Below are 25,876 nucleotides of genomic sequence, written 5' to 3'. Positions count from 1 at the left end.
CTGTGCCGTCTCCTCTCCTCGAGCAGCACGAGGGGGAGAGGATGACCCGGCGAAGGACCCTGGCCGCACTGGCGTTCGTCGTCAGCGCGGGCCTGATCGCCACGACGATCGCCGGAACCGCGGCCGCCGCGGGTGATCGCGAAGCCGCCCACTCCAGCTCCGTGTGGCTCTCCCACCAGCTGCGACCCGACGGCACCCTGGAGAACCCGCTCGGTGGTGAGCTGCCCGACCACGGTCTGATGCTCGACCTGGTCTTCGCGATGCACGCGTCCGGCGACGGCGCGCTCGCCGAGCCGATCGTCAAGTTCCTGGACGACCAGGGACACGCCACCGACTACTTCACCTGGGACGGCCTCGCTCCCGGTCAGGGCTTCGACCAGATCATCGTCGGCGGCGCGGTGGCCAAGACCCTGCTCGCCGCGCAGATCTCCGGCCGCGACCCGCGCGACTTCGACGGCCACGACATGGTCGCCGAGACGAAGGCGGCGATCCGCCGTTCGGGCGTCGACGCCGGCCGGGTCAGCGACTACTCGAAGAACCCCGAGTGGTCGGACATGGTCAACAACAACGCCAACGTGTTCGGCCAGTCCCTCGCGGTGATCGGCCTGGCGGTGGCGGGGGAGAACGACCAGCTCGCCATCGACAAGATGGTGACGCAGCAGTGTTCCGAGGGCTATTTCCGGATCTTCTTCGGGTACGTGCAGGGACCTGAGGGCCTCAGGGTGTCGTCGTGTGACGAGGGCAAGGCCGACGGCTCGTCGTCCCCGGACGGCGACGCGACCGGCCTCGCGCTGTCGGCGATGCTCGCCGCGAAGCGCGCCGGGGCGGCCGGGCTCGACGAGCCGATCGCCAGGACCGTGACGTGGCTGAAGAACAACCAGGCCGACGGTGGTGGCTGGGGCGGCGGTGTCGGTACGGAGGCGCCGAACACCAACAGCACCGGCCTGATCGTGCAAGCTCTCGCTGACGCCGGTGGCGCGGGCCCTGAGGTGGGCAGGGGCGTGGAGTTCCTGAGGTCCGCGCAGGCCGGCGAGTCCGACTCGGGTACCGCGCTGGCCGGGCAGATCGGTGCGATCGCGTACAACCCCGCCTCGTACCAGGCAGCGCGCACCGGCGGGATTTCCGGCGTCGACACGTGGATCAGGGCGAGCGCGCAGGCCTCGCTCGGGTTGTCGCAGATCGGTTTTCACGCGCTCGCGACGGGTGGCGGGCCCGAGCCGACCACGACCACCTCTACAACCACCGGCGCCACCACGACGACTCGGACCACCACGCCGCCACCTGCCGCGGTGCACACCACGACCGCGACGGTCACCGTTCAGACGCCCGCGCCGACGACCAAACCGAAGGCCGTGGTCCGCCAGCCCGCCCCGGCGCCGAAGACCGTGCAGCCGGCCGCGAAGACGTCCGCCGCGAAGCTCGGCGCCTATCTGGCCAACAAGCTCGTGCGCGGTGACCACGTCGAGGTCACCGAGAACGACAGGACCTACGTCGACTACGACGCGACGGGCGACCTGGTGCTGGCACTCCACGCGCTGGGCGAACAGCCGGACGCGGCGAGGAAGGCCACGGAGTTCCTGCTGACGCCGGACGCGATCAACGCCTACGCGCACGGCGCCGGGCAGGAGACGGGCGAGGCCGCCTACGCCGAACCGCTCGCGAAACTCGTGATCCTCGCTCAGTTCCAGAAGTCCGGCGACCTCGCGAACCGGCTGCGCACCGAACTGACCGGGCTGCGGGGCTCGGACGGCCTGTTCACCGACACCGGTTCGTTCGCGGACTCCGAGGACTCCGTGCGCCGCCACACCTGGGCGGTGCTCGCCACCGTCGCCGACCCCGGCCAGGCGATCGAGGCGCTCGCCGCCCGCCAGTGCGAGGACGGCACCTTCCCGGAACACATGGACGAGAACGACTGCAAGGCAGGGGATCTCGCTTCCACCGCCGCCGCGGTGACCGCGCTGAACAGCAGGCCGTTCACCGAGGACGCGCCCGCCGCCCAGGCCCCGGCGGAGTGGTCGAAGGAACGCGCGGCCGCGTTCGTGAAGGCGATCTCGTTGCTCAGTGCCAAGCCGAACGGCAAGGGCATGGTCGACGACGAAGGCGGCGCGCCCTCCATCGCGTTGAGCGCCTCGGTCGCGGGTGCCCGGCAGGCGGCGGGCCTGGACGTGAGCGGCGCCGCGAAGACGATCGGCGGGATGGTGCTCGGCGACGGTGGTCTGCCGCGGGTGTCCGGCGGTGACGGTGCTACCGACTTCGGCACGAGTCTCGTTGCCGCACAAGGGATCGCGGGTCGCTCGTGGATCAGCGCGGACGGGTCCCCGTTGTCGCCGGTGGTGCGTCTGCCGCTGACGGACGCCAAGCCGGTTCCCGCACCGGTCGCCCAGAACGCTCCGTGGCATCCGCCGCTGTGGTCGTACTTCGCACTCGGCGGCGCCATGGTGCTCGCCGGTCTCGTTCTGCTGCTTCGCCGTCGTCTCACTCAGGGGGTTCAGTGATGAAGAGAGTTCTCGCCGCCGCGTTGGTGCTCACCGGACTGGTCATCGCGCCCGCTCCGGCCAGTTCCGCGGGCTACGACGGCATCTGCACCGGCGCGGACGCGTTGAGCGGCACGACGATCGTGGTCGACTTCCAGGAACTGGACGGCAACGGCGGGGTGGCCGCGCCGACGATCACCCGCTGCTCGCCCAACGCCAGTCCCGGTACGGACCGCACCGGCATCAAGGCGTTGCAGGACGCGGGAATCACGGTCGCGGGCACCGTCAAGTGGGGCCTCGGGTTCGTGTGCCGCGTGAACGGCCGTCCGTCGTCGAGCGAGAACATCCCGGTCACCGGCAACCCGACCTACAAGGAGGGGTGCTTCAACACCCCGCCCGGCGCCGCGTACTGGGGTTACTGGCACGCCGACGGTTCCGGCTCGACCTGGACCTACAGCAGCTACGGCGCCTTGAACCGCAACGTGGTCCCCGGTGGTTTCGAGGGATGGTCGTTCTCGCTGAACAAGTCGGCCGGCACCAACCCGGTTCCCGGCGTGACGCCGACGAACCCGGCCGTGAACGCGAGCAACCCCACCGCGGCACTCTCGATCAACGACCTGGACCGCAAGATCACCCTCGGCCAGACCACGTCGCTCACCTGGACCACGACCAACGCGACATCGGTCAGCGCGTCCTCCGTCGCGCCCGCCAATGGCGGCGGTAGCTGGTCGGGTTCGCTCGCGGTGCCCGGCGGCACGCAGAACATCACGCCCACGGCGGCCGGCACGTACACCTACATCATCTCCGCGACCGGGAACGGGGTGACGGTGTACTCGTCCACCACCCTGACCGTCCAATGAGGACGATCGCGGCACTGGCCGCCGCCTTCCTGACGGTGTCGGCGGCACCCGTGGTGCACGCGATCGACCACGGCAAGGGTTATCCCGGCTTCTGCAAGGACGACAACGGCGTGACCGTCGTCATCGACTTCCAGCAGCTCGGGGGCGACGCGATCGTGCGCTGCAACCCGCAGTCGGCCGCGGGCACCGGTCTGGACGCGATGAAGGGTGCGGGTTTCCAGGTCGCCGGCGCGCAGCGGTGGGGCGAGGCCTTCATCTGCCGAGTCGAGAACAAGCCCGCCGCCGCGGCCCAGATCCCGATCAACGGCCGCGAGAACTACCGCGAGCTGTGCATCGACACCCCTCCCGCGGCGGCCTACTGGTCGTACTGGCACGCCGGGAACAACTGCGCCTGGGACTACAGCCAGTGGGGCGTGAAGAACCGCCAGTTCATCCGGGGTGGTTTCGAGGGCTGGTCGTTCTCCCTGAACGCCACCGCGGACACGAACCCGGTGCCGCGCGTTGCCGCCGTGCGCCCCGGCACCGAGGGCAGGGCGTGCAACGCCGCCGAAGAAGCGAAGCCCGTCAGCAACGACCCCGGCGAGACGCAGGCTCCCGTCCAGGGCCGCCCGCCGCAAGCCACTTCTGAGGCAGAGCAGCGGGAGACTCCGCCGCCCGGTGCGCCGACCGGTGCGTTGCCGCCGCCCAGGCCCCGTGCCAGTGCCACCGCGCGGCCGAAGGCGAACGACCCGTCGAGCAACATCGCATTCAGCGGCGGTGAGAACGCCGAGGACGTGGACGAGGTGATCAAGCGGACGTCCGGCGCGAGCGATTACGCGCCGTGGGCCGCGGGCGGTGCGGTCGTGGTGCTGCTGGCCGCCGGGTTCTTCGTCGCACGGCGGCGGAGACGGGTCAACGAGTCGTGACGTCGTACTTCCTGCCGCGCGACCTGCACCCGGCGGCGTGGTGGGTGTGGGCGCTCGGTCTCGCGGTCGCGGCGACCCGCACCACGAACCCGTGGCTGCTGCTCACGATCATCGCGGTGGCGGGGTACGTCGTCGTGGCCCGGCGCTCCGAGGCGCCGTGGGCGCTGGCGTTCCGGCTGTACCTCGTGCTGGGCGCGTGGATCGTGGCGATCCGGGTGTTCTTCCGGCTCGTGTTCGGCGGGGCAGAGGGGTCGACGATCGTCCTGAGGCTGCCGGAGATCCCGTTGCCGGCGTGGGCGGCGGGCATCCGCCTGTTCGGTGACGTGTCCGCGGAGTCGTTGCTGGGCGGCCTCTACGACGGCCTGCGCCTCGCGACCATGGTGATCTGCCTCGGCGCCGCCAACGCGCTGGCGAATCCGAAGCGGTTGCTCAAGGCCATGCCTCCGGCGCTCTACGAGGTGGGCACGGCGGTGATCGTCGCGCTGTCGGTGTTCCCGCAACTCGCCGAGAGCGTGCTGCGCGTCCGTCGCGCCCGGAAGTTGCGTGGTGGCAGCGGAAAGCGCACACAGGTGCTGCACTCCGTCATGATCCCGATCCTGGAGGACGCGCTGTCCCGCTCGTTGCAGCTCGCAGCCTCGATGGACTCCCGCGGCTACGGCCGGGCGGGACTGGTCGAGGCACGGCAGCGCGTCCTCACCGGCACGATGATGATCGTCGGCCTGATCGGTGTCTGCGTGGGCGTCTACGCGACGCTGGACGGGTCGACGCCGCGTTTCCTGGCCGCGCCGGTGTTGTCGGTCGGGCTGCTGGTCGGCCTGGTCGGATTCCGCATGGCCGGTCAGCGAGTTCAACGCACCCGCTACCGCCCGGATCGCTGGCACCTGCCGGAACTCGTGGCGGCGTCGAGTGGACTCGGTGTCGCGGCCGTGTTGTTCGTGACGTCGAGCGTGGACCCGACGAACCTCAATCCGTCGCTGATCCAGCTGTCGTGGCCGCTGCTGTCCTGGGGGCCGCTGCTGGGCGTGCTGATCGGCGTCCTGCCCGCGTTCCTGACCCCGGTTCCGGAACCGCCTTTCGCCTCGCTCGAAGAAGTGGCCGCCTCATGATCGAAATCGACCACGTCAGCTTCTGGTACGCGGGCCGGTCCGATCCGGTGCTGCGGGACATCTCGCTGTCCATCGGGGAAGGCGAGCTCGTGCTGTTCGCCGGCCAGACCGGCGCGGGCAAGTCGACGTTGCTCGGCACGATCAACGGCCTCGTCCCGCACTTCACGGGCGGCCACCTCGAAGGTGACGTCTCGGTGGCCGGCGTGTCGACCCGGTCGCGCCCGCCGCGCGAGTTCGCGCACCTGGTCGGTGTGGTCGGCCAGGACCCGCTGGCGGGCTTCGTCACCGACACCGTCGAGGACGAACTCGCGTACGGCATGGAACAACTCGGCCTGTCACCGCAGGTCATGCGCCGCCGCGTCGAGGAGACCCTGGACCTGCTGGGCATCGCGGAACTCCGCCGCAGGGCACTGCGCACGTTGTCCGGCGGCCAGCAGCAGCGCGTCGCCATCGGCTCGGTGCTGACCACGCACCCGAAAGTGCTGGTGCTGGACGAACCGACGTCCGCGCTGGATCCGACGGCCGCCGAGGACGTGCTGGCCACGCTCGCGCGTCTGGTGCAGGACCTCGGCACGACGGTGCTGATGGCGGAACACCGCATGGAGCGCGTGATCCCGTTCGCCGACCGGATGATCTACGTGCCGGGCAGCGGGGGAGTGCTCGACGGCACACCCCCGGAAGTGCTGCGGGACATGCCGATCGCGCCCCCGATCGTCCAACTGGGACGGTTGGCCGGCTGGGACCCGCTGCCGATGTCCGTCCGGGACGCCCGCCGCCGCGCCTCGTCGCTCACGCTCGGCAGCCCGCCGGCCAGGACCACGACCGCCGGGGACGTGCTGCTCGCCGCGTCGGGAGTCGTGGTGCGGTACGGGCCGAAGGTCGCCGTCCGCGACGTGGACCTTTCACTGCACGCGGGCGAAGTGCTGGCCATCATGGGCCGCAACGGTTCCGGCAAGTCGTCGCTGCTCTGGGCGGTGCAGGGCTCCGGTCCCAGGCAGGCCGGCACGGTTCGCGCGGGCGGCGCGGACCCGAAGTCGCTGAGCAGTTCCGAAGGCCGCAAGCTGGTCGGGATGGTGCCGCAGACCGCGAGCGACCTGCTGTACCTGCAGACCGTCGAGGCCGAGTGCGCCGCCGCCGACGCCGAGTCCGGCGCGGAACCAGGCCTGTGCCGGAGCCTGCTCGACCGGCTCGCTCCCGGCGTCGATCCCGCCGTGCACCCGCGTGACCTGTCTGAAGGCCAGCGCCTCGCGCTGGTGCTCGCGGTCCAGCTCTCCGCGGCGCCGCGCGTCATGCTGCTGGACGAACCCACCCGAGGCCTCGACTACACCGCGAAAGCCGCACTGGCGCAGATGATCGCCGGTCTGACCGCCGAAGGACGCGCCGTCGTCGTTGCCACGCACGACGTCGAGTTCGTCGCGACGATAGCCCAGCGCGTGGTCGTCATGGCCGAGGGCGAGGTCGTCTCGGACGGTCCGACCGCCGAGGTCCTCGGCGGCTCACCCGCGTTCGCCACCCAGGTCGCCAAGATCCTCGGCGAACCCTGGCTCACCGTCGCCGACGTGCGCGCGGCCCTGCCGCAGGAGGTGCGATGACCGCCTCGGCCGTGAAGATCGGCAAGCGCTCGGCGGTCGTGCTGACGCTGGCCTCGATCGCGAGCCTGATGATGTTCGTCTGGCCGTTGCTCGTCCGCGTCGAACCGCAGTCGATGCAGCACGGCCCGGACGCGCCGTTCGTGTTCATCGGCATCCTGCCGATTCTGATCGTCATCGTGCTCGCCGAGTTGTCCGAAGGCGGCATGGACTCCAAAGCGCTGGCGATGCTCGGTGTCCTCTCGGCGGTGAACGCGGCACTGCGGCCGTTGGGCGCGGGGACGGCGGGCATCGAGACCGTCTTCTTCCTGCTGATCCTGGCGGGCCGCGTCTTCGGCCCCGGTTTCGGTTACGTCCTGGGCTGCACGTCGTTGTTCGCCTCGGCGTTGCTGACCGCCGGTGTCGGGCCGTGGCTGCCGTTCCAGATGATGTGCTCGGCGTGGATCGGCATGGGCGCGGGCCTATTGCCGAAGCGGGTCACCGGCAAAACCGAGATCGCGATGCTCGTGGCGTACGGGATCGTGGTCGCGTACGTGTTCGGGTTCCTGATGAACCTGTGGTTCTGGCCGTTCATCACCGACGCCGAGGTCCCGTACCACGACGGCCACATCTCTTACGTGCCAGGCGCTCCGATGCTGGAGAACCTCCACCGGTTCGCGGTGTTCACGGTGCTGACCTCGACGGCGGGCTGGGACACCGGCCGCGCCATCACGAACACCGTCGCGATTCTCGTCCTCGGCCCGGCGGTGCTGGCGACCCTGCGTCGCGCATCGCGCAAGGCCTCCTACGGCGCGTTACCGACGTTCACCGGCCGTTGATCGGGTTTCCCCTGGTGGGAAAGGGGTATTCGCCGGTTCCCGGAATCCCCGGCGCGCAACGGCGCCCAGAATCAGGTTGGTGAGACGTGGAAATGGCGTCATCGAAGGACGCGTGGAGTCCCACCCTCGGCGTCGAGGAGGAGTTCCTCCTGGTGGACGCGGCGACCGGTGTCGCCGTGAACCGTGCGGACGAGGTCGTCGCCATCGCACGGGAACAACTCGGCCTGGATCTGCACCACGAACTGACCGGGGCGCAGGTGGAGATCAACACAACGGTGTGCGCCGACGCGGAGCAGGCTCACCGCGAACTGCTCGACCTGCGTCGTCTGGTCGCGCAGGCCGCGCGAACGGCGGGATGCCGGGCCATCGCCGTCGGAGCGCCGCCGCTGGGGCGCGCGACCGGTGAGATCACGGACAGCCTGCGGTTCCGGCGGATCGCCCGCGAGTTCGGCGCGCTCGCCGAGCAGCAGCTGATCTGCGGATGCCACGTCCACGTCGCCGTGCCCGACCGGGAGACGGCCGTGCAGGTGTGCAACCACGTGCGGCCCTGGTTGCCCGTGCTGTCGGCGGTGACCGCGAACTCGCCGTTCTCCGACGGAGAGGACACGGGCTTCGCGAGCTGGCGTTCGACCATCTGGTCGCGTTGGCCGGTGTCCGGTCCGCCGCCGTTCTTCACCTCGTGGGAGCACTACGAGGAGGTCTCCGACACGATGATCAAGGCCGGCACGGCGCTGGACCGGGCGATGGTCTACTGGGACGTCCGCCCCGCCACCGACCTGCCGACCGTCGAGGTGCGGGTCGCGGACGTCGCGGCGACCGCGGACGAGGCGGTGCTGCTCGCGGCACTCGTTCGCGCCCTGGTCGCTCAGGCCGTGGTCGACGTGGAACGCGGTGTGCCGGCGCGGGACGTTCCACAGGAGACGTTGAGACAGGCGTGCTGGGGCGTGTCCAACGAAGGCCTGCGGGGCGACACCTTCGACGTGCTGTCCGGTGAGACACGGCCGGTGCGCGAACAGCTGGACGACCTGGTGCGCCAGCTGACCCCGGTGCTGGAGTCCAACGGTGATCTGCCTGCGGTACAACGAGGTCTGCGGCTGCTGGACGGCGAGGGCAGCGGCGCGGATCGGCAGCGCCAGGTGTTCCGCGGGGGCAAGGTGGAGTCGTTGCTCGTCCTGCTGGACGTCGACAACGCGGACCGCGCCGAACCCGACCAGAAGTGCTCGTGATCGACGATCATCGGCGTTGCGTACGATCGCGGCTACTCGCCGTGGAGCGGGAACCAAGAAGAGCGTCCGAGGTCAAACAGCGAGCCTGTGACGCATGGCGAGAGGGCGCGCCGTGAGCGCATTTGGCATGCACGAACAGACCGAGGACGTAAGGACACTTTTCGGGCAGTCCGCCGCCATCTTCGCGGCGTTCACCGGGCCGGAACACGCGGTGGAGACCGCCAACCCGGCCTTCGTGGCCACCATCGGCGAGGATCGGACCCACCTCGATCCACTGCTGGACGAGGTGTACCGCACCGGTGAGCCGAGCACCGGCCGTGACGTCCGGGCCGTGCTGGGGACCGGGCCGCACGCGCGGGAGGCGTTCTTCGACCTCACCTGCGAACCGCGCCGGGACGTGGCCGGCGACGTGGCCGGAGTGACGGTCATCGGCGTGGAGACCACCCAGGTCAAGCACGCCCAACGGCTGATGGCCGAACACCGCGCGTTGCTGGAGCAGATCGCACGGCAGGCGCCGCTGACCGAGGTGCTCGACGGGATGGCCCGGTGCATCGAGGAACTGGCGCCGGAGGAAGTGCTCGTGTCCGTGCTGCTGGCCGAACCCGATGGCCTGCACCTGCGGCACGGCGCCGCGCCCAGCCTGCCCGCGTTCTACAACGAGGCCATCGACGGCATCGCCACGGGCGAAGGCGTCGGTTCCTGCGGCACCGCCGCGCACCGGCGGGAACCGGTGATCGTCACGGACATCGCCACCGACCCGTTCTGGGACGACTTCCGCCACCTGGCCGAGCAGGCCGGGCTGGGCGCGTGCTGGTCCACGCCGATCCTGGCGCGCGACGGCGGCCTGCTGGGCACGTTCGCGATGTACCACCGGGCCCCGCGGGCGCCGCAGGACACCGACCTGGCCCTCATCAGCGTCTTCGCCGGCACCGCGGCCCTGGCCATCGAACGCCACCACACCGAGCAGGCGAAGCAGGCGGCCGAAGCGCGCTTGGCCGAGGCGATGCGCGCGGAGCAGGAACTGCGCGCCGACGCCGAGCAACGCGCCACCGCCGCGGCCGAGCTCGCCGCCCAGCTGCGCGTGGCCGCGGCGGAACAGGCCGCCACGCCGCACCCCGAGCACTGCCAGCTCGGCGGCAGGCCGGGGTGCACGGCGGCGGCGGAGGTCAAGGTCGCCGACTCGTGGGGCGACTCGGCCTGGGGCTGCGCCACCCATGTCGAGGAAGCCCTGATCCACGTGCGGTCGGTGTACATCGCCAGCGAGGAGCTCGGCGGTCTGGCGGCCTACCGGAACCGGTGAGCCGACGGGCTGGACGAGCAACGGCGTCCAGCCCGTTCACGGCCTGGTTCAGGCTTTTCGCTGCATGCTCTCGCGTGCCGGGTTCGCCTGCTTCTCCGCCTTCGGATCCTTCTCGTCCTGCTTGGCGCGCACCCCGGCCTCGACCTGCTTGCCGAGGTCCTCGTCGACGTTGCGCCAGTACTCGAACGCGCGGACCAGCACCGGTTCGGACACACCGTTGAGCAGGTGACCGACGACGTTGTCGACCAGCCGCGTCCGCGCGTCGTCGTCCAGGACCTCCCGGACCATCGTGCGGGCCTGGCCCCAGTCGTCGTCCTCGGCGTGCGAGACGTACGCGGCGCGCACCATGTCGCCTTCCGCCGCCCATCCCGCCGGTGTGCCGTACTGCTCGACGTCGGCGCGTGGGCCGCCCTTGGAGTTCGGCGCGTAGACGGGGTCGGACACGTTCGTCACGCGCATCGCTCCGTCCTTGCTGTAGCTGTGCACGGGCGACTTCGAGGCGTTGACCGGGATCTGCTTGTAGTTCGCGCCGATGCGGTACCGGTGCGCGTCGGCGTAGGCGAACATGCGGCCCAGCAGCATGCGGTCCGGGCTGGCGCCGATGCCGGGCACCAGGTTGTTCGGCTCGAACGCGGCCTGCTCGATCTCGGTGTGGTGATCGGTGGGGTTGCGGTCGAGGGTCAACCGGCCGACCTCGGTCAGCGGGTAGTCCCCGTGCGGCCAGACCTTGGTCAGGTCGAACGGGTTGAACCGGTAGCCCGCCGCCTCGTCGAACGGCATGAGCTGCACGAACAGCGTCCAGCTCGGGTGCTCGCCCTGCGCGATCGACTCGAACAGGTCGCGCGTGTGGTAGTCCGTGTCGGCGGAGGCGAGTTGGTCCGCCTCGTCCTGCGTGAAGAACTCGACACCCTGGTCGGTCTTGAAGTGGTACTTCACCCAGAACCGCTCGCCGGCGGCGTTGACCCACATGTAGGTGTGCGAGCTGTAGCCGTTCATGTGCCGCCACGTGCGCGGAATGCCCCGGTCACCCATCAGCCACGTGACCTGGTGCGCGGACTCCGGTGACAGCGTCCAGAAGTCCCACTGCATGTCGTGGTCGCGCAGGTTGTTGTCGGCCCGCCGCTTCTGCGACCGGATGAAGTGCTGGAACTTCATCGGGTCCTTGATGAAGAAGACCGGCGTGTTGTTGCCGACCATGTCGTACACACCTTCTGAGGTGTAGAACTTCAGCGCGAACCCGCGAGGGTCGCGCCAGGTGTCGGGGCTGCCGCGCTCACCGGCGACGGTCGAGAACCGTGCCAGCACGTCGGTCGTGACGCCCGGCTGGAACACCGCCGCCCTCGTGAACGACGACACGTCCGCGGTCACTTCGAACCTGCCGAACGCGCCGCTGCCCTTGGCGTGCGGCTGGCGCTCGGGGATGCGCTCGCGGTTGAACTGCGCCATCTGTTCGATGAGGTAGTGGTCCTGCAGGACGATCGGGCCACCGGCGCCGATCGTGAGCGAGTGCTCGTCGCTCTCGACCGGGATGCCGGCGTCGTTGGTGGTGGGAAGGTCAGACATCGGGTCCTCTCAGCTGCTCGGCGCACACGGGTGCGGTAGGCGGACTGGCGAGCCGCTGACCGACGGATCGACCTCACGGCGGTGACGCAAACACGTTCACCGTGAACACGGTCGCGCGAAGCCGAAACACGAAGTTCGTGATCATCACCGATCGAGTGATCTTGCTCGCGTCCGGACGTGCGGATCCGGCCCGGCGTTCTTACGGTCCTGCCAGCGACCGCAAGGCCGCTGCAGCACCAGGGCCCGCCGTGCGCTCACCTGTCCAGCGGCCGGGCCTTGTTCCAGGTCACGGAACACGTCTCCGCCGGACAGGCGCCCTCACCGGCGAGAGCGCGGCGGGGCCCGAAAAGGGACATGCGTCATCTCAGCGTCACCGCCCGCGTCCTGCTCCTCTCCGCCTCCACGGCGGCACTGATCGCGGCGGGCGGCAGCATCGCCTCCGCCGCGCCGTCGGTCGACTGGGACCGGATCGCGCAGTGCGAGAGCGGCAACAACTGGTCGACGAACACCGGCAACGGCTATTCCGGCGGACTGCAGTTCAGCCCGTCCACCTGGCAGGCCAACGGCGGTACCGGCAGCGCACACCAGGCTTCCCGCGAGGAGCAGATCCGCGTCGCGGAACGCGTGCTGGCCAGTCAGGGAATCGGGGCGTGGGGCGCGTGCGGACGGCGCGGCGGCAGCAGCCCGCAGCCGGTCCGGCAGCGGCACGTCCCGGTCGGCAGCAAGGCCGTGTCGCGGGTGGTGCCCGTGGTGCCGGTGGCCGCGCCCTCCGCGAGCAACCCGGACGGCGACTACACGATCAAGCCCGGTGACACGCTGAGCAGCATCGCCACCGAACTCCGCGTCGACGGGGGCTGGCAGGCGTTGGTGGCCAAGAACTCCCGGTTCCTGACCAACCCGGATCTCATCAGGGTCGGGGACAGGATCGCCACGAAGTGACGCGAGAACGGACCGCTCACCGCTGAACGTGGTGAGCGGTCCGTTCGGCGTCGAGCCCATTGAGACGCAATCTGGTGGGGAAGCGCTTCCATGCTAGGTTCGAGTGAGAGTGACTCACTCGAAACGGAGCAGCCAATGCCGGCTCTTTGGGGTGTTTCTTTCGATGCCACGGCAATGTCCGGTGTGGTGGTCGAGTTTCTCAAGACCACCAAGTCCTTCGCGGACCAGGGATATCGCGTTCACCTCGATCTCGGGTACGACATCAAGGCTGACAAAGGCCGGTTCTTCCAGGACTACCGGCACGAACGCGTGCCGGACTGGGTGACGCTCGACCGCGTCGACGGCGTCGCGCGCATCGCGGGATACGACCGGGAATTCGTGGCCGCGACCCTGGAATCCGTGCGTAGCAACGAGTTGCCCGACACCGATCGCGTCACCGCTGAACTCGCCGACGCGATCGTGCGGACCTGGGAAGACCGCGGCGTCGCGCTCGTCGTGGTCGAGAACGGGACGCTACCGGAGAACGTCGCCTACACGAAGGCGCTTTATCAGGCGATCGCGAGATACGGCGCCGCGCACGAGCTCGGCCGGTTCGTGTTGTGGCGGGATCACGACCTGATGTGGCAGAGCGAGCCGGCCAAGTACGGCAGCTTCCCTTATCCGGCAACGCCTCCTATGGTGAACTCGCCGCACATCCACTACTTCGCCCTGCACGGAGAAGCGAAACGGCGCACGCTCGAATGGATGCCGCAGCTGCGCAATCTCGACGTGCTGCCGAACACCTTCACCCCGCCGATTCGGCCAGGGCGGCTGGACTTCCGCGAACGGCACGGCATCGCACCGGACATGAAGATCATCGCCCGGTTCACCAGGATCATTCCGCAGAAGCGCATCGATCGCGACCTGCACCTGGTGGCTCAGCTCCCGGGTACGTGTCTGTTCATCGCGGGCGACACCGAGGAGAACCCGGCCGAGACCGCGAAACTCCGTGCGCTCGCGGAAGAACTCCAGGTGCCGGTCGTGTTCGGCGGCGTGCTGGAGCCGTGCGAGTCGGCCAGCGAGGAGTTCTCGGTGCGCGACTTGCTCGCGCACGCCGACATCGTGTCGTTCCTGACGTCGTACGACTACGAGAGCTACGGCAACCCAATCGGCGAGGCGATCGCGGCCGGCGTGCCGTACATCGCGAGCCGCTATGCCCTGTACGACACGGTGTACGCGGGTTTCGAGGCACCGGTCCTCGACATCCTGGAACACGACCTGCCGACGCCGGAGTTCGCGCGTCGGGTGCACGATCTCATGACGAACGCGGAGAGGCGGGCGGAAGTGGTGGCGCACAACCGGCAGCTCGGCACGCACACCCGCGAGGTCGCGGACGAGCTGGTGACAACGTTGTACCCGCCCGCGATGGGCGCGCAGGTCCGGCTCAGCGTGGTGCTGCCGGTGTACAACGAGGCCGCGAACATCGACGCCGTGCTGCTGTCGTTGCAGAACCAGGACGACATCGATCCCAGTACCTACGAGATCGTGCTGGTGGACAACAACTCCACGGACGACACGGTCGAGATCGCCCGCAGGTTCGCCGAGAACTCACCGGTCGACATCCAGGTGATCAGCGAACGCGAGCAGGGCGTCGCGTGCGCGCGCCGGGCGGGCATGGAGTTCGCGGTGCGCAGGAGCAGGAACCGGAAGGACCCCGGCGAGCGCTTCTACCTGATGTCCGCCGACGCGGACTGCCGGGTCGACCGTCGCTGGCTCACCGAGCTCCTCGCGGCGATGGAGAAGGACAAGGCCGCGATCGGCGTGTGCGACTACTACTACAACGCCGAGCACTTCGTTGGCAGGCCACGACTCTGGGACGCGATCCAGCGCACTTTGCGGTGCCGCGCGGTGACGTTCTCGCTGTTCGGCGGCTTTCCCGACGGCAAGGGCTTCGCGGTGGAGCGCGAGGCCTACGAGGACGTCGGCGGCATTGAGATCTTCTACCAGCTGCAGCACGGCCGGTTCGTCAACCACCTGTCCGACGACTGGGACTTCGGCATCAGGGTCGCGGGCTCGGGCCACGACATCACCTATGCCCCGAAGTCGAAGGTCGAGATCAACCCGCGGCGCGTGAACCACGCCATCGACGAGGTCATCACGGGCCGCGCGTACGGCAACGACGGCATCATCGTGATGCGCGACATCCGGCCGGAGGCGCCGCCGGTGACGGTCGACCTCACCGAGGCAGAGGCGTTGCAGGCCTGGGAGTTCTCCATCAAGGACTTCACCCCGAAGAACACCATCCTCCCCGTCCTGCTCACACCGTCCTTTCTGGACGAGGACGCCGTGGTCGAGTTCTTCGGCGAGGACCTCGCGCACCGCTTGGGCGAGCGCATCGCGGAGATCAAGGCCGAGATGAGCGTCACCGACTTCCTGCCCATCCACTCGTACAAGACGCCGTCGTACCGGCTGTACCTGGAGTTCCGGGACGAGATCTTCGCCCGGTTGCGCGCGACGGTCGGCGAGGACATCGGCTTCCCGCCACCGCTGCCGGAGTGCTTCGACTCGGTACCGGCCGCCAGGTTCGCGGAATTCGTGAAGTACTACTGCGAGGACCGCGAGTCGGGGGAGGCGCACAACTACTTCGGCAATGGAGGCGTGTTCTGATGAACCGAGTCCTGACGAACTCCGAACCGAGGGTGTGGGCGGCCTTGCAGGACCCCGCCAACGCCCACCTGCTCGACTACGTCACCGAAGACCCGTTCGGCGCGCACGTGTTCCCCGGCAACGTCGAGGGTTACGGCGTCGACGACTTCCTCGACGACCTGACGGACCAGCTCGTCGGCACCGCGCCGATCCACCTCTGGTCGTACATCCCCACGTGCGCCTACAAGTGCCGCTTCTGCCAGTACCCGGTCGTGCTGGTCAAGGGCGGCCGCAACGAGCAGAAGCTGACGCAGTGGGTGGACTGGAACATCCGGGAGGCCGAGCTCTGGCTGCAACGGGTGCCGGAGCTGGCGACAGCGCCGGTCGGTGAGTTCAACGTCTTCGGCGGCACCCCGTCGTTGTTGCCGGAGAAGGACATCCGCCGGTTGCTCGACTTCTACCGGGAGAACTTCGGGTTCACCGACGACACGACGATCCGCTTCGAGGGCGACCCGAGCACGTTCACCCCGGCCAAGCTCGAGACGCTGAGGGAACTGGGCTGCACCAAGCTGTCCAGCGGCGTGCAGTCGTTCGACGACGACGTGCTGCGGGAGTGCGGCCGCGAGCACTCGGCGCAGATGTGCGTCGACTTCGTCCGCAACGCGCAGGCCGCGGGCTTCGAGTGGGTCAGCATCGACCTGATGTACGGCCTGCTGGACCAGACCGTCGACAGCGTCAAACGCGACCTCGACGTTGTGCTGGAGAACGAGATCACCGCCGTCGTGTGCACGAAGCTGCACCTGAAGTCCTACGCCGAGACCAGGACAGGGGTGGCGGGCGAGCAGCCGGCGCCGTGGCAACTGCCGCAGTACCGCGAGAAGCTCGTCAAGGACGGTCACTTCTGGCCGACCCTGCAGGAGCAGTACCGGATGCGCGAGGTGCTGACCGACGGCCTGCGCGCCGCCGGCTACACCGAGCACCCCACCATGTACTTCGCCCGCGACGGCCTCGGACCGGAGAAGTGGAAGTCCATCATGGTGGACCAGGACAAGCAGGAGGCCGAGGTCGCGATCGGCCTCGGTGGCAGCTCCAGTTGCCGCGCCTCCGAGGCGATCACTGACGTGAACTGGAAGAACTACGCCCAGGCCGTCGACGAGGGCAGGGTGCCGCTCGGCTCCGCGACGGGGTTCGACGCCGCCGCGCAGGAGGCTCGCGCGGTCAAGATGGCGCTGTCGACCCTGCAGCCTCTTCGCGCCGACCTGCACAGCGCGTTGTACGGCAGTTCCCTGCACGAGAGTCCGTGGCGGGAGAAGTTCGGTTCCCTGGCCGAACGCGGCCTCGTGTCGGTCGACGCCGGGGGAGTCACGCTGACCGAAGACGGCGAGGTGCTGGTGGAGGCCATCATCAACACGGAGCTGTGAGTCAGGGCAGCGGCCAGGTGCGCAGGGCGGCGTCGGCGAGCTCCTGGAGTTCCGCGGGATCGACGCCGCCGGCGGCCTCCACGGCGATGCCCTGCTGCAGGACGGCGATGTAGCGAGCCAGGAGCGCCGGATCGGTGCCCGCGGGCAGATCTCCCTCCGCGAGGGCTCGCTCGAACCGCTCCCGGATGCGCGCGAAGCCGTTCTTGCGCCAGTCGACGAGCAGAGCGCGCACTTCCCGCCCGGCGTCACCGGTGGCCAGTGCACCCTGCACGCCCAGGCACCCGAGCGGCTGGTCCGGGCGGGTGGTGGTGCGAATGGTGCCGGCCAGCAGTGCCCTGGCGACGTCGAGCGCGGTCGGTTCCGCCAGGGCCAGGGGCACGTACGCGCTCGGGCCCTCGTCGTAGCGCTCCAGGGCCCTGCGGAACAACTGCTCCTTGTTGCCGAACGTCGCGTACATGCTGGCCGTGGAGATGCCCATCGCCTCGGTCAGGTTGGCCAGGCTGGCCCCCTCGTAGCCCTGCCGCCAGAAGACCAGCAGGGCGCGGTCGAGCGCCTCGTCGGCGTCGAACCCCCTGGGTCGGCCGGTCGCACGGCGCGGAGTGGTCGTCACCTCCGCAGCCTACCTCTTCTGAAGTGATCGCTGCAGAACGTGCTACGGTCGAGTTCTGAAGTGATCGCTCTAGAACTGAGGGGTAGAAGCGCATGACCATCACGCTGATCACCGGGGCCAACAAGGGCATCGGTTTCGAGACCGCCAGGCAACTGCTGGAGCTGGGCCACGTCGTCTACGTCGGTGCGCGTGACGCCGAACGCGGCGAGAAGGCCGCAGCCGAACTCGGCGCCCGGTTCGTCCAGCTCGACGTGACCGACGACGACTCGGTGGCCGCCGCGCTGGCCGCGATCGACGCCGAGGAGGGGCGGCTCGACGTGCTGGTGAACAACGCGGGCATCCTCGCCACCGAAGCTCTCGACGGCCCCATGGCGCTGCGTGCCTTCGACACCAACGCGGTGGGGATCGTGCGCGTCACGGAGGCGGCCCTGCCGTTGCTGCGGAAGTCCTCGAACCCGAACGTGGTCAACATTTCGAGCAGCCTGGGGTCCTTCTGGGCGGTGACGAACCCCGAACGGCCCGAGTTCGGTCTGCCGCTCGCGCTCTACGCCGCCTCCAAGTCGGCGGCGACCATGCTGACCGTTCAGTACGCCAAGGCCCATCCGGGCATCAAGTTCAACGCGCTGGAGCCCGGCGCGACCGCCACCGACATGACCGCGGCGTTCGGGATCGGGCGGCCGGTGGAGGAGAGCGCCAGGGTCGTCGTGCGGTTCGCGACGTTCGGGCCGGACGGGCCGACCGGAACCCTGCAGGACGAGTCCGGCGAACTGTCCTGGTGAGTCAGCGGACCGGGCTGATCCCCGCCACGGCCAGCGCCCACAGCCGCTCGGCCGAGGCGGCGGGATCCTGGTGGTGCTCGGTGACGGTCACGATGCCGACGATCATCGTGACCAGTTCGGCGACCGTCACGCCGGTGGTCACCGCGCCGGCCTGCATCGCCCTGTGCAGCAGCGGTTTCGCGGCCTCTTCGATGGCTGACGCACAGGAGTTCCCGTGCACCGGATCGCCTTCGTGGGCAAGTGCCGTGGCGAGCCCGCGCGCGGCCACGCAGTACGCGATCACGTCGTCCAGCCAGGTGAGCAGCGCGTCCCGGCTGTCGCCCACGCCGTCGAGCTCACGGGCCCGGTCGCAGAGTGCTTCGATCCGTTGTGCGGACACGGCTTCCAGCAGGGCGTGACGGGTGGGGAAGTGTCGTCGCACCGTCGCCGAGCCCACTCCGGCGACGCGGGCGATCTGTTCCAGTGACGCGCCGCCGCCGTGTGCGGCCACCTCCTGCTCGGCCACGGCGAGGATTCGCTCGTAGTTGCGCCGGGCGTCGGCGCGCTGGCGGTCGGCCATGGTCACCCTCTTGCTAAGTGGCGGGGTCCGCCATATCGTAGCGGACGTCTAAACGGCGGGCCCCGCCGTTTATGTTTTCGCAGCTTAGGAGAGTCATGTCCGCACCAGTGCTGGTCACGGGAGCTACCGGAAAACAGGGCGGTGCCGCTGTGCACGCCCTCAAGGCAGCAGGCGTGCCTGTGCGCGCGTTGGTCCGTGATCCGTCGGCCGATCGAGCAACCGCACTCGGCGTCGAGCTCGTGGCGGGTGATCTGAACGACCGGGACTCGCTGGTCAGTGCCGCCAAGGGCGCTCGGGCCGTGTTCTCGGTGCAGATGGCCGCGCTGACCGAGAAAGGGTTCGACTTCGCGGGCGAGCTCGCCCAGGCCACCAATCTGCTGGAGGCTGCGGCCCAAGCCGGCGTGCCGCAGTTCATCCAGACCACAGTGGACGGTGCGGGGGACCGCATCACCGACGAGCGCTTCCCGATCCGGGAGGCGTCGTTGAACACCAAGGCGGAGATCCAGGACCGGGTCCGCGCGGCCGGGTTCGAGCGGTGGACGTTGCTCAAGCCCGGCTTCTTCATGGAGAACTTCCTGCCGTCGTCGGCGTTCCTGTTCCCGCGCGGCGTCGAGGGCGGCCTGGTCAGCCTGCTCAAGCCGGACACGCGACTGTCCCTGGTCGCGGTGCAGGACGTCGGAACCGCGGTGGCCGCCGCCGTCGCCGAGCCGGAGCGGTTCGACCGCGTCGAACTGGAGCTCACGAGCGAGCACCTCTCGATGGCGGAGATCGCCGCGGTGCTCTCGGACGCGCTCGGCGTTCCGTTGTCCGCACCGGACATGACCCTGGAGGAGGCGTTCGCCGCGGGCATGCCGGAGATGGGCGCCGGGCACGACCGGTTGAACGAGACCGGCATGGTGGGGCGTCCCTCGTACGCCACGGCGCTCGGTCTGCCGCTCACGAGCTTCGCGCAGTGGGCTGCCGAGACGGTGTCCTGAAGGGGTCCAGCTGCTGGGAAGTCTTGATTTCCTTCGTCGCAATGTTGCGTCGGCCGTGCGGGCTTGAGCACGGTGGAGGGGTTCGCCTTTCCAGGGAAGGAAGATTTGCGATGACCGCACAGCTTTCGAGCACTGTCACCGTGCACAAACTCGGCGCGGGCATCGGCGCGCGGATCGACGGCGTCCGGCTCGGCGGGGACGTGGCCGTGGAGGTGGTCGCGGAGATCCGGGAGGCGTTGCTGGCCAACAAGGTTGTGTTCTTCCGCGATCAGCAGCACCTCGACGACGCCGGGCAGCTGGCCTTCGCGCGGTTGCTGGGTGAGCCGACGCTGGCGCATCCCACGGTGGCGGGGCAGTCGCACAGCAACGTCCTGGCCATCGACTCCGAGCACGGCAAGGCCAACAGCTGGCACACCGATGTGACGTTCGTCGATCGGGTGCCCGCGATCAGTGTTCTGCGTGCTGTCGAGCTTCCTCCCTACGGTGGTAACACGGTGTGGGCCAACACCGCTCGCGCCTACCTGGAACTACCGGAGGCGTTGAAGGCGTTGGTGGACCGGCTTTGGGCTGTGCACACCAACGTCTACGACTACGCGGGGCACGTCGACTCGACCCGGATCGGGGGAGTGGACGTGAAGGAGCAGGCCTACCGCGAGGAGTTCGTGTCTCAGCGGTACGAGACCGAGCATCCGGTGGTTCGCGTGCATCCGGAGACCGGGGAGCGGGCGTTGTTGCTGGGGCAGTTCGTGAACCGGATCGTGGGGGTCAGTCCGCAGGAGTCCCAGGTGATCTTCGAGTTGTTGCAGAATCGGGTCACTCGGTTGGAGAACACCGTGCGGTGGCAGTGGGTGGATGGGGATGTCGCTGTGTGGGACAACCGCGCTACTCAGCACTACGGAGTTGCGGACTACGACGACCTTCGGCGTCGGTTGCACCGGATCACCGTTGCCGGTGATGTGCCGGTCAGTGTGGATGGGGTGGCGAGTACGACGATCGTGGGGGATGCGGGGCACTTTTCTGCGATCTGACGGCTTGTGGGGTGCGGGTTGCGTGCGGGCCGCTCCTGTTCCAGCGGGGTTGGTCGCGTTCCGTGCGAGTGGCCGCCTTGCGAGGGTGGGCGCGCGGGTCGTGACGAAGTGCGGGGTTGCGATTGGGGCTTGACCTTGAGCCTCTAGCTGGGTGCGTAGTCGGCCTCAAAGACCGGGGTGAAGAGCGCCCCGGCCGAGCCCAGACAGGGTGGCACCCAGCCCCTCAAGGTCAAGCCCCAATCGCCATGAGCGGGGCTCACCGCTTACCCGGCGCCCTAGGTTCAGACGGCTCGCTTCGCATCGCCACGCCAGGCTTCGTACGTGGTTGCCTTTGTGGGGCCGCTCCTGGTGGCACCGCGCGGGTCGTTTTGCGTTGGCGGCAAGGGGGCCGCGTTGGTCGGCTTGCTGTGGCTGGTGCCGGTTGGCACCGTGTGGGTCGGCTTGCCGTGGCTGGCACCGATTGGCACCGCGTGGGCGTGCGGGCGATGCCTGCTGGGCATCGGCGTGGCAGGCTTGGGCTGTGGAGTTGAGGCAACTGCGGTATGTGGTGGCGGTGGCCGAGCATCGTCACTTCAGGCGTGCCGCCCAGGCGCTCGGCATGACTCAGCCCTCGTTGTCGCGGCAGGTGGGTGCGGTGGAGCGGGAGTTGGGCACGGCGTTGTTCGAGCGGACTGCGCGTGGTGCCGTGTTGACGGCGGCGGGTGAGGTTTATGTCGTGCACGCTCGGCGTGTGCTGGACCAGGTTGCCGCTGGGGCGACTGAGGCGCAACGGGCCGCGCGTGGGCAGACCGGGGCGTTGCGGCTCGGGTTTGTGGGCGAGGCGTTGATCGAGCTGTTGCCGTCGCTGTTGGCGCGGTTCCGGTCCGCGCATCCCGGCGTGCACCTGGAGTGTTGTGAGCTCTCCACCGCGCAGGGTGGTGCCGCGTTGCTTGCGGGCGACATCGACCTGGCGATCAGTCGTGGTGCGCCTACCGGCGATGGCGCGGAGAGGCTGACTGCGGTGCCTGTGGCCGGTGATCACCTCGTTGTCGCGTGCCACCGTGCTCACCCCTTCGCCAGTCGGCCGGCGGTCTCGGTGGAACAGTTGCGCGGGCAGGCGCTTGTTGCCGCGTCCGCCGCTGACGAACCTGCGGCGGTTCGCGTGTTGCAGCCGCTGCTTGGGGCGGCTAGCGGAGTTACGCATGCTCGTGATGTGCACACGGTGATTGGGCTTGCCGCCTGTGGGATTGGGGTTGGGTTGCTGCCGTCCTCTGCACGGCGGCTCACGCGGGCGGAGACCGTGATGGTGGAGGTGGAGCCGCCGTTGCGGCTGCCTGACCTCACGATGGCGTTCCGGACTGCGGACGAGTCTCCGCCGCTGGACGCGTTTCTCGCCGTTACGGCTGTGCATTGTCCTGATACCGGTAAGCGGCTCAATCTGCTGATGCTCAAGAGGCATCGGAAGGCCGGTGGGCGGGCATCATCACCACCTGAGGAGGCCTTCGCCGAGTGAGATTGCGGCATGACGATCACAACCCGTTATGGCGTGACCTTGGCAGGTTCGGCCGGGGACAACCTGGTGGAGGCCGCGGTGGCCGAAGCCCGCGAGGCCGCCGAGCACGGCGTCGACTCGGTCTGGATGGGGCAGCGACTCGACTACGACGCGGTCGGGCTGGCCGGGATCGTCGGCACTCGGGTGCCGGGCATCGACGTCGGGGTGTCGGCGGTGCCGGTGTTCGGTCGTCATCCGTTGCTGGTGTCGAGCCAGGCTCAGACCGCGCAGGCGGCCACCGGAGGTCGGTTCCATCTCGCCGTGGCCCTGGGGGCGCCACCGATCGTCGAGCAGGCGTTCGGGCTGGCCTGGGAACGGCCGGTGGCGCGGTTGCGCGAGTTCCTGACCGTGCTGGGGCCGTTGCTGCGCGGTGAGGCGGTCGAGCACGAGGGCGAACTGATCACCGCCCGCTCGTTCCTTCCGACGCATGTTCCCGGCGCTCCGCCCACGCCGCTTCTGGTCGCTGCCATGGCTCCCAAGGCATTGCGGGTCACCGGTGAACTGGCGGACGGGACCGTGCCGTACCTGGCGGGTCCGCAAGCACTGGCGGAGCACATCATTCCCGCCATCACGGCCGCTGCTGAAGCTGCCGGACGGCCCGCGCCGCGCGTTGTCGCCCTCGTCCCGGCCGCGGTCACCACCGATGCCCAGGCGCACGACAAGATGGCCGAGGGGCTCTCCTTCTACACGCAGTTCGAGTCCTATCGGCGCGTTCTCGCGCTCAACGACACCGAGAACCCCGTGGACCTCGCCCTGATCGGCGACGAGGACCACGTGGCGAAGGGGGTGCGGCAGTACGCCGAGGCAGGGGCGACCGAGATCGTTCTCACCGCGCACCACGACCTCGACGCCGCCACCCAGAGCCGGACCCGGCGACTGGCCGGTGAACTCGCGAAAGCTGTCAGAAGCCCTTCGCCGGGTTGAGGATTCCGCGCGGATCCAGCGCTGCCTTGATCGAGGGCCAGGGCGAAGACGTCGTCACCAGGCTGCCGCACCGCCTCCGATGGAGCCGGGATGCGGATCAACCCGTTCCACGGTTCGCCGGAGGACGTGACGGATGCCGTGCTGGCCGATCCCGGTCGCGGTGACGCCGGCACCCGTGCTGGGGTGGACGTCGGCCGTTGTGCCGGCGTCCCTTGCTCACGTCACTCCGGGCCGGTCGCGACCGGCCGCTCCGGGTCCGACGACCAGGCCGACCACGAGCCGGGGAACAGCGCGGCGTCCACCCCGGCGATCGCGAGCGCCGCGATCTCGTGCGCCGCCGTCACGCCGGAACCGCAGTAGACACCGACGTCCGCCCCGTCCAGGTCCGCGTACCTGGCGCGAAGTTCTTCGGTGGACAGGAAAGCGCCGTCCTTCAGGTTGGCCGCCGTCGGTGCGGACCGCGCACCGGGGATGTGCCCGGCGCGGGGATCGATCGGCTCCACCTCGCCGCGGTACCGTTCCGCCGCCCGTGCGTCCAGCAGCACGCCCTTGTCGGCGAGCACCGCTGCCTCGTCCGCGGTGAGGGTGGGCAGGTTGCCTGCGGACAGCACGACGTCGCCCGGTTCCGCGGTCTCGTCTCCCACGGAGATCTCGAATCCCTCGGCCTGCCATGCCTTCCACGCACCGTCCAGGATGCGCACGTCGCTCAGGCCCGCCCAGCGCAGCAGCCACCAGGCCCGTGCGGCCGAGGTGCCGCCGTTGTCGTCGTAGACGACGACGGGGCGTTGCGCGGTCACACCCCAGCTGCGCGCGCCCTCCTGGAGATCGGCGATGTCCGGCAACGGATGCCGGCCTGCCGTGGCGGGCGCGTCGTGGTTCGCGAGCTGGGTGTCCAGGTCCACGTAGACGGCGCCCGGGATGTGGCCCGCGCGGTAGTGGTCGTGGCCCTTCGCGTCGCCCAACGCCCAGCGCACGTCCAGGAGCACCGGTGCCTGGCCGTTCTGGATGAGCCGGTGCAGTTCGGCCGGTTCGGCGAGGACGGCCCGGCGAGTGAGGCCGGGCAGGGTCGCGACCAGGTCGGCGTCGTCGAGGCTGCCCGGTTCGACGCCGTCGGCGGCGGCGCGCTGGACGCGTTCGGCCAGGGCGGCGTTGTAGGGCGCGTGCTGGCCGGAAAGCCTTGCCTGCAGGGCCACTTCGCCGCTGAGGTAGTCGGTTTCCGGTGCGGCGCCGCGCTGAAGGCTTTGCCAGGTCGACGAACCGCTGCGATCGTGGCCGGCGACGGGCCGGATGTTCACGACCTCCCTGATGCGGTCGGGAACCAGGCCGGGGACCCCGAGAACGAGCTCGGCCTCCTGCCGGGTGAGCCGCAGGGCGGCGCTGCGCAACTGGCTGGGGCGGTAGAGCGCGTCGAGGGCGTTGCCGGTGTTGCCGACGAGTTTGGCGGCCTTCCACCGTTGGACGTCGTCGACGACCTCGGTGTGGAAGTGCGCGTCCGTCAGGTCCTCGGCGATCTCGGTCAGCCTCGGATGCGTGCCGCTGGGATAGGCGCCGAGCCAGAACGCGCCGACCGCGGGCTCCGACGGCGACACGACCTCACCAGGTGCGAGATGACTGGTCGGGATCCACACGACCGCGCCGAACACCGTCGCGAACCTGCGCAGCGCGATCCGTTCGTTCTCCAAACCGTTCTGCAGCAGCACGATCGGCAGTGCGGCCGCCGCGGTGCTCGCGCCGACCGGCCGCCATGCCCACGCCCGCACCACTTCCTCGGTGTCCTGGGACTTCGTGGCGACGACCAGCACGTCGTCCTGCTGGAGTTCGACCTCGTCCGGCCCGCCGACCACGGCGAGACGGATCTCCGACACACCGCCGGGCCGGACGTACCGCAGGCCATCGGTGCGCAGGGTGTCGAGGTTGGAGCCTCGGGCGACCAGGATCACCTGGCGCCCGGCCTCGTGCAGCTCCGCGGCCACGGTGGCGCCGACCGCGCCTCCGCCGATGATCACGTATCTCGTCATGTGCGGTTCTCCCAGGCGGTCCGACAGTGCACTGTGGACGGTCAGATGTTCCTTCCCTGCGAGGAGAAGGCTCGTCGGCTCACCGGTCGCTGTCAATCGCTTCCAGCTACTGGGAGGCCTTGTCCTCCGGCGGCGCCGTGAGCACGCCCCGGTAGCCCAGGGTCTGGCTGTAGACGATGTTGGTCGTGGTGCTGCCGAACGCGATCAGCTCGTCGACCACCTTCTCCAGGTGGGGCATCGAGGTGGCGGCGATCTTGAGCGTGTAGCAGTCGTCGCCGGTGGTGCGCAGGCACTCCAGGATCTCGGCGCGGCGGGCCAGCAGCCGGTGCAGAGGCTGGTGCTGGTTGCCGGGGTACTTCAGGCGCACCACGGCCAGCACGCCGTAGCCCACCTTGCCGAGGTCCACCGTCGCGCGGTAGCCGGTGATGACACCGATGCCCTCCAGGCGCTTGACGCGTTCGGTGGTGGCCGAGGCGCTGAGACTGACCCGGCGGCCCAACTCTGTGAGCGGGACGCGGCCGTCCTGCTGCAGCTCCGCGAGGATCGCCCAGTCGGTCTCGTCCAGAGTCTCGGTCATCTGGCCAAACTACCGTGGAATCCACGGCTGAACACCGCCCAAGCCGT

21 protein-coding genes are annotated in these 25,876 nt (G+C 69.4%); 16 read left to right on the top strand and 5 right to left on the bottom strand.

The genetic code is table 11. The annotated features are described in order from the left end of the window. Nucleotides 1–41 precede the first annotated feature (41 nt). From SK854_RS07295 to SK854_RS07260, 8 genes are all read left to right on the top strand, one after another. The gene (locus SK854_RS07295; RefSeq protein ID WP_319974222.1) at nt 42–2,495 is read left to right on the top strand and encodes a hypothetical protein; all 2,454 of its coding nucleotides are present in this window, start codon (nt 42–44) and stop codon (nt 2,493–2,495) included. After that, complete coding sequence (locus SK854_RS07290) at nt 2,495–3,334, top strand: hypothetical protein (protein WP_319974221.1); 840 nt, start codon at nt 2,495–2,497, stop codon at nt 3,332–3,334. Before SK854_RS07295 ends, SK854_RS07290 begins: the two co-directional genes overlap by 1 nt. After that, nucleotides 3,331–4,239, top strand: a complete 909-nt coding sequence (locus SK854_RS07285) for an ABC transporter substrate-binding protein (protein ID WP_319974220.1) — start codon at nt 3,331–3,333, stop codon at nt 4,237–4,239. Before SK854_RS07290 ends, SK854_RS07285 begins: the two co-directional genes overlap by 4 nt. Further along, the gene (locus tag SK854_RS07280) at nt 4,236–5,345 is read left to right on the top strand and encodes an energy-coupling factor transporter transmembrane component T (protein WP_319974219.1); all 1,110 of its coding nucleotides are present in this window, start codon (nt 4,236–4,238) and stop codon (nt 5,343–5,345) included. The genes SK854_RS07285 and SK854_RS07280 overlap by 4 nt, the downstream gene beginning before the upstream one ends. Further along, nucleotides 5,342–6,937: an ABC transporter ATP-binding protein gene (locus SK854_RS07275; protein WP_319974218.1), complete on the top strand. Its 1,596-nt coding sequence runs from the start codon at nt 5,342–5,344 to the stop codon at nt 6,935–6,937. Before SK854_RS07280 ends, SK854_RS07275 begins: the two co-directional genes overlap by 4 nt. Continuing rightward, entirely contained in the window at nt 6,934–7,752 is an 819-nt protein-coding gene (locus SK854_RS07270; RefSeq protein ID WP_319974217.1) for an ECF transporter S component, read from the top strand. Before SK854_RS07275 ends, SK854_RS07270 begins: the two co-directional genes overlap by 4 nt. Nucleotides 7,753–7,844: 92 nt before the next feature. Then, entirely contained in the window at nt 7,845–8,978 is a 1,134-nt protein-coding gene (locus SK854_RS07265) for a carboxylate-amine ligase (RefSeq protein WP_319974216.1), read from the top strand. Nucleotides 8,979–9,072: 94 nt separating this feature from the next. Then, complete coding sequence (locus tag SK854_RS07260; RefSeq protein WP_319974215.1) at nt 9,073–10,278, top strand: GAF domain-containing protein; 1,206 nt, start codon at nt 9,073–9,075, stop codon at nt 10,276–10,278. A 48-nt stretch (nt 10,279–10,326) separates the two neighbouring features. On the opposite strand, the gene SK854_RS07255 is transcribed toward SK854_RS07260, so the two are convergent. Continuing rightward, nucleotides 10,327–11,841, bottom strand: coding sequence for a catalase (locus tag SK854_RS07255; RefSeq protein WP_319974214.1), 1,515 nt, complete (start codon nt 11,839–11,841; stop codon nt 10,327–10,329). A 354-nt stretch (nt 11,842–12,195) separates the two neighbouring features. Here SK854_RS07255 and SK854_RS07250 point away from each other — a divergent pair, with 354 nt between their 5' ends. From SK854_RS07250 to SK854_RS07240, 3 genes are all read left to right on the top strand, one after another. After that, nucleotides 12,196–12,780, top strand: coding sequence for a transglycosylase family protein (locus tag SK854_RS07250; protein ID WP_319974213.1), 585 nt, complete (start codon nt 12,196–12,198; stop codon nt 12,778–12,780). A 186-nt stretch (nt 12,781–12,966) separates the two neighbouring features. Then, entirely contained in the window at nt 12,967–15,426 is a 2,460-nt protein-coding gene (locus SK854_RS07245; RefSeq protein ID WP_319974212.1) for a glycosyltransferase, read from the top strand. Beyond that, nucleotides 15,426–16,826, top strand: a complete 1,401-nt coding sequence (locus SK854_RS07240) for a radical SAM protein (RefSeq protein WP_319974211.1) — start codon at nt 15,426–15,428, stop codon at nt 16,824–16,826. The genes SK854_RS07245 and SK854_RS07240 overlap by 1 nt, the downstream gene beginning before the upstream one ends. Before the next feature lies 1 nt (nt 16,827). Here SK854_RS07240 and SK854_RS07235 read toward each other — a convergent pair whose 3' ends face one another. After that, complete coding sequence (locus tag SK854_RS07235; protein ID WP_319974210.1) at nt 16,828–17,436, bottom strand: TetR/AcrR family transcriptional regulator; 609 nt, start codon at nt 17,434–17,436, stop codon at nt 16,828–16,830. A gap of 92 nt (nt 17,437–17,528) precedes the next feature. Here SK854_RS07235 and SK854_RS07230 point away from each other — a divergent pair, with 92 nt between their 5' ends. Continuing rightward, the gene (locus SK854_RS07230; RefSeq protein ID WP_319974209.1) at nt 17,529–18,215 is read left to right on the top strand and encodes an SDR family NAD(P)-dependent oxidoreductase; all 687 of its coding nucleotides are present in this window, start codon (nt 17,529–17,531) and stop codon (nt 18,213–18,215) included. A 1-nt stretch (nt 18,216) separates the two neighbouring features. On the opposite strand, the gene SK854_RS07225 is transcribed toward SK854_RS07230, so the two are convergent. Further along, nucleotides 18,217–18,774, bottom strand: a complete 558-nt coding sequence (locus SK854_RS07225) for a TetR/AcrR family transcriptional regulator (protein WP_319974208.1) — start codon at nt 18,772–18,774, stop codon at nt 18,217–18,219. 95 nt (nt 18,775–18,869) lie between these two features. On the opposite strand from SK854_RS07225, the gene SK854_RS07220 reads away from it, so the two are divergent. The 4 genes from SK854_RS07220 (at nt 18,870) to SK854_RS07205 (ending at nt 23,234) form a co-directional block, all read left to right on the top strand. Beyond that, nucleotides 18,870–19,751 (top strand): NmrA family NAD(P)-binding protein, encoded by an 882-nt coding sequence (locus SK854_RS07220; protein ID WP_319974207.1) that lies wholly within the window; start codon nt 18,870–18,872, stop codon nt 19,749–19,751. A gap of 110 nt (nt 19,752–19,861) precedes the next feature. After that, complete coding sequence (locus tag SK854_RS07215; protein ID WP_319974206.1) at nt 19,862–20,779, top strand: TauD/TfdA dioxygenase family protein; 918 nt, start codon at nt 19,862–19,864, stop codon at nt 20,777–20,779. Nucleotides 20,780–21,299: 520 nt separating this feature from the next. Continuing rightward, on the top strand, nt 21,300–22,271 hold the full coding sequence (locus tag SK854_RS07210) for a LysR family transcriptional regulator (protein ID WP_319974205.1): 972 nt from the start codon (nt 21,300–21,302) through the stop codon (nt 22,269–22,271). Between the two features lie 9 nt (nt 22,272–22,280). Next, complete coding sequence (locus SK854_RS07205; protein WP_319974204.1) at nt 22,281–23,234, top strand: TIGR03564 family F420-dependent LLM class oxidoreductase; 954 nt, start codon at nt 22,281–22,283, stop codon at nt 23,232–23,234. Nucleotides 23,235–23,455: 221 nt separating this feature from the next. Here the strand turns inward: SK854_RS07205 and SK854_RS07200 are convergent, their stop codons facing one another. Then, a complete protein-coding gene (locus tag SK854_RS07200; protein WP_319974203.1) occupies nt 23,456–25,252 on the bottom strand; it encodes a rhodanese-like domain-containing protein in 1,797 nt (598 codons plus the stop codon). Between the two features lie 106 nt (nt 25,253–25,358). Next, nucleotides 25,359–25,829: an Lrp/AsnC family transcriptional regulator gene (locus tag SK854_RS07195; RefSeq protein WP_319974202.1), complete on the bottom strand. Its 471-nt coding sequence runs from the start codon at nt 25,827–25,829 to the stop codon at nt 25,359–25,361. Nucleotides 25,830–25,876: the final 47 nt, after the last annotated feature.

Origin of the sequence: Lentzea sokolovensis (assembly GCF_033949975.1) — a bacterium.
GTDB classification, from domain to species: Bacteria; Actinomycetota; Actinomycetes; order Mycobacteriales; family Pseudonocardiaceae; genus Lentzea; species Lentzea sokolovensis.
This window is presented reverse-complemented; position numbering and strand designations above follow the sequence as displayed.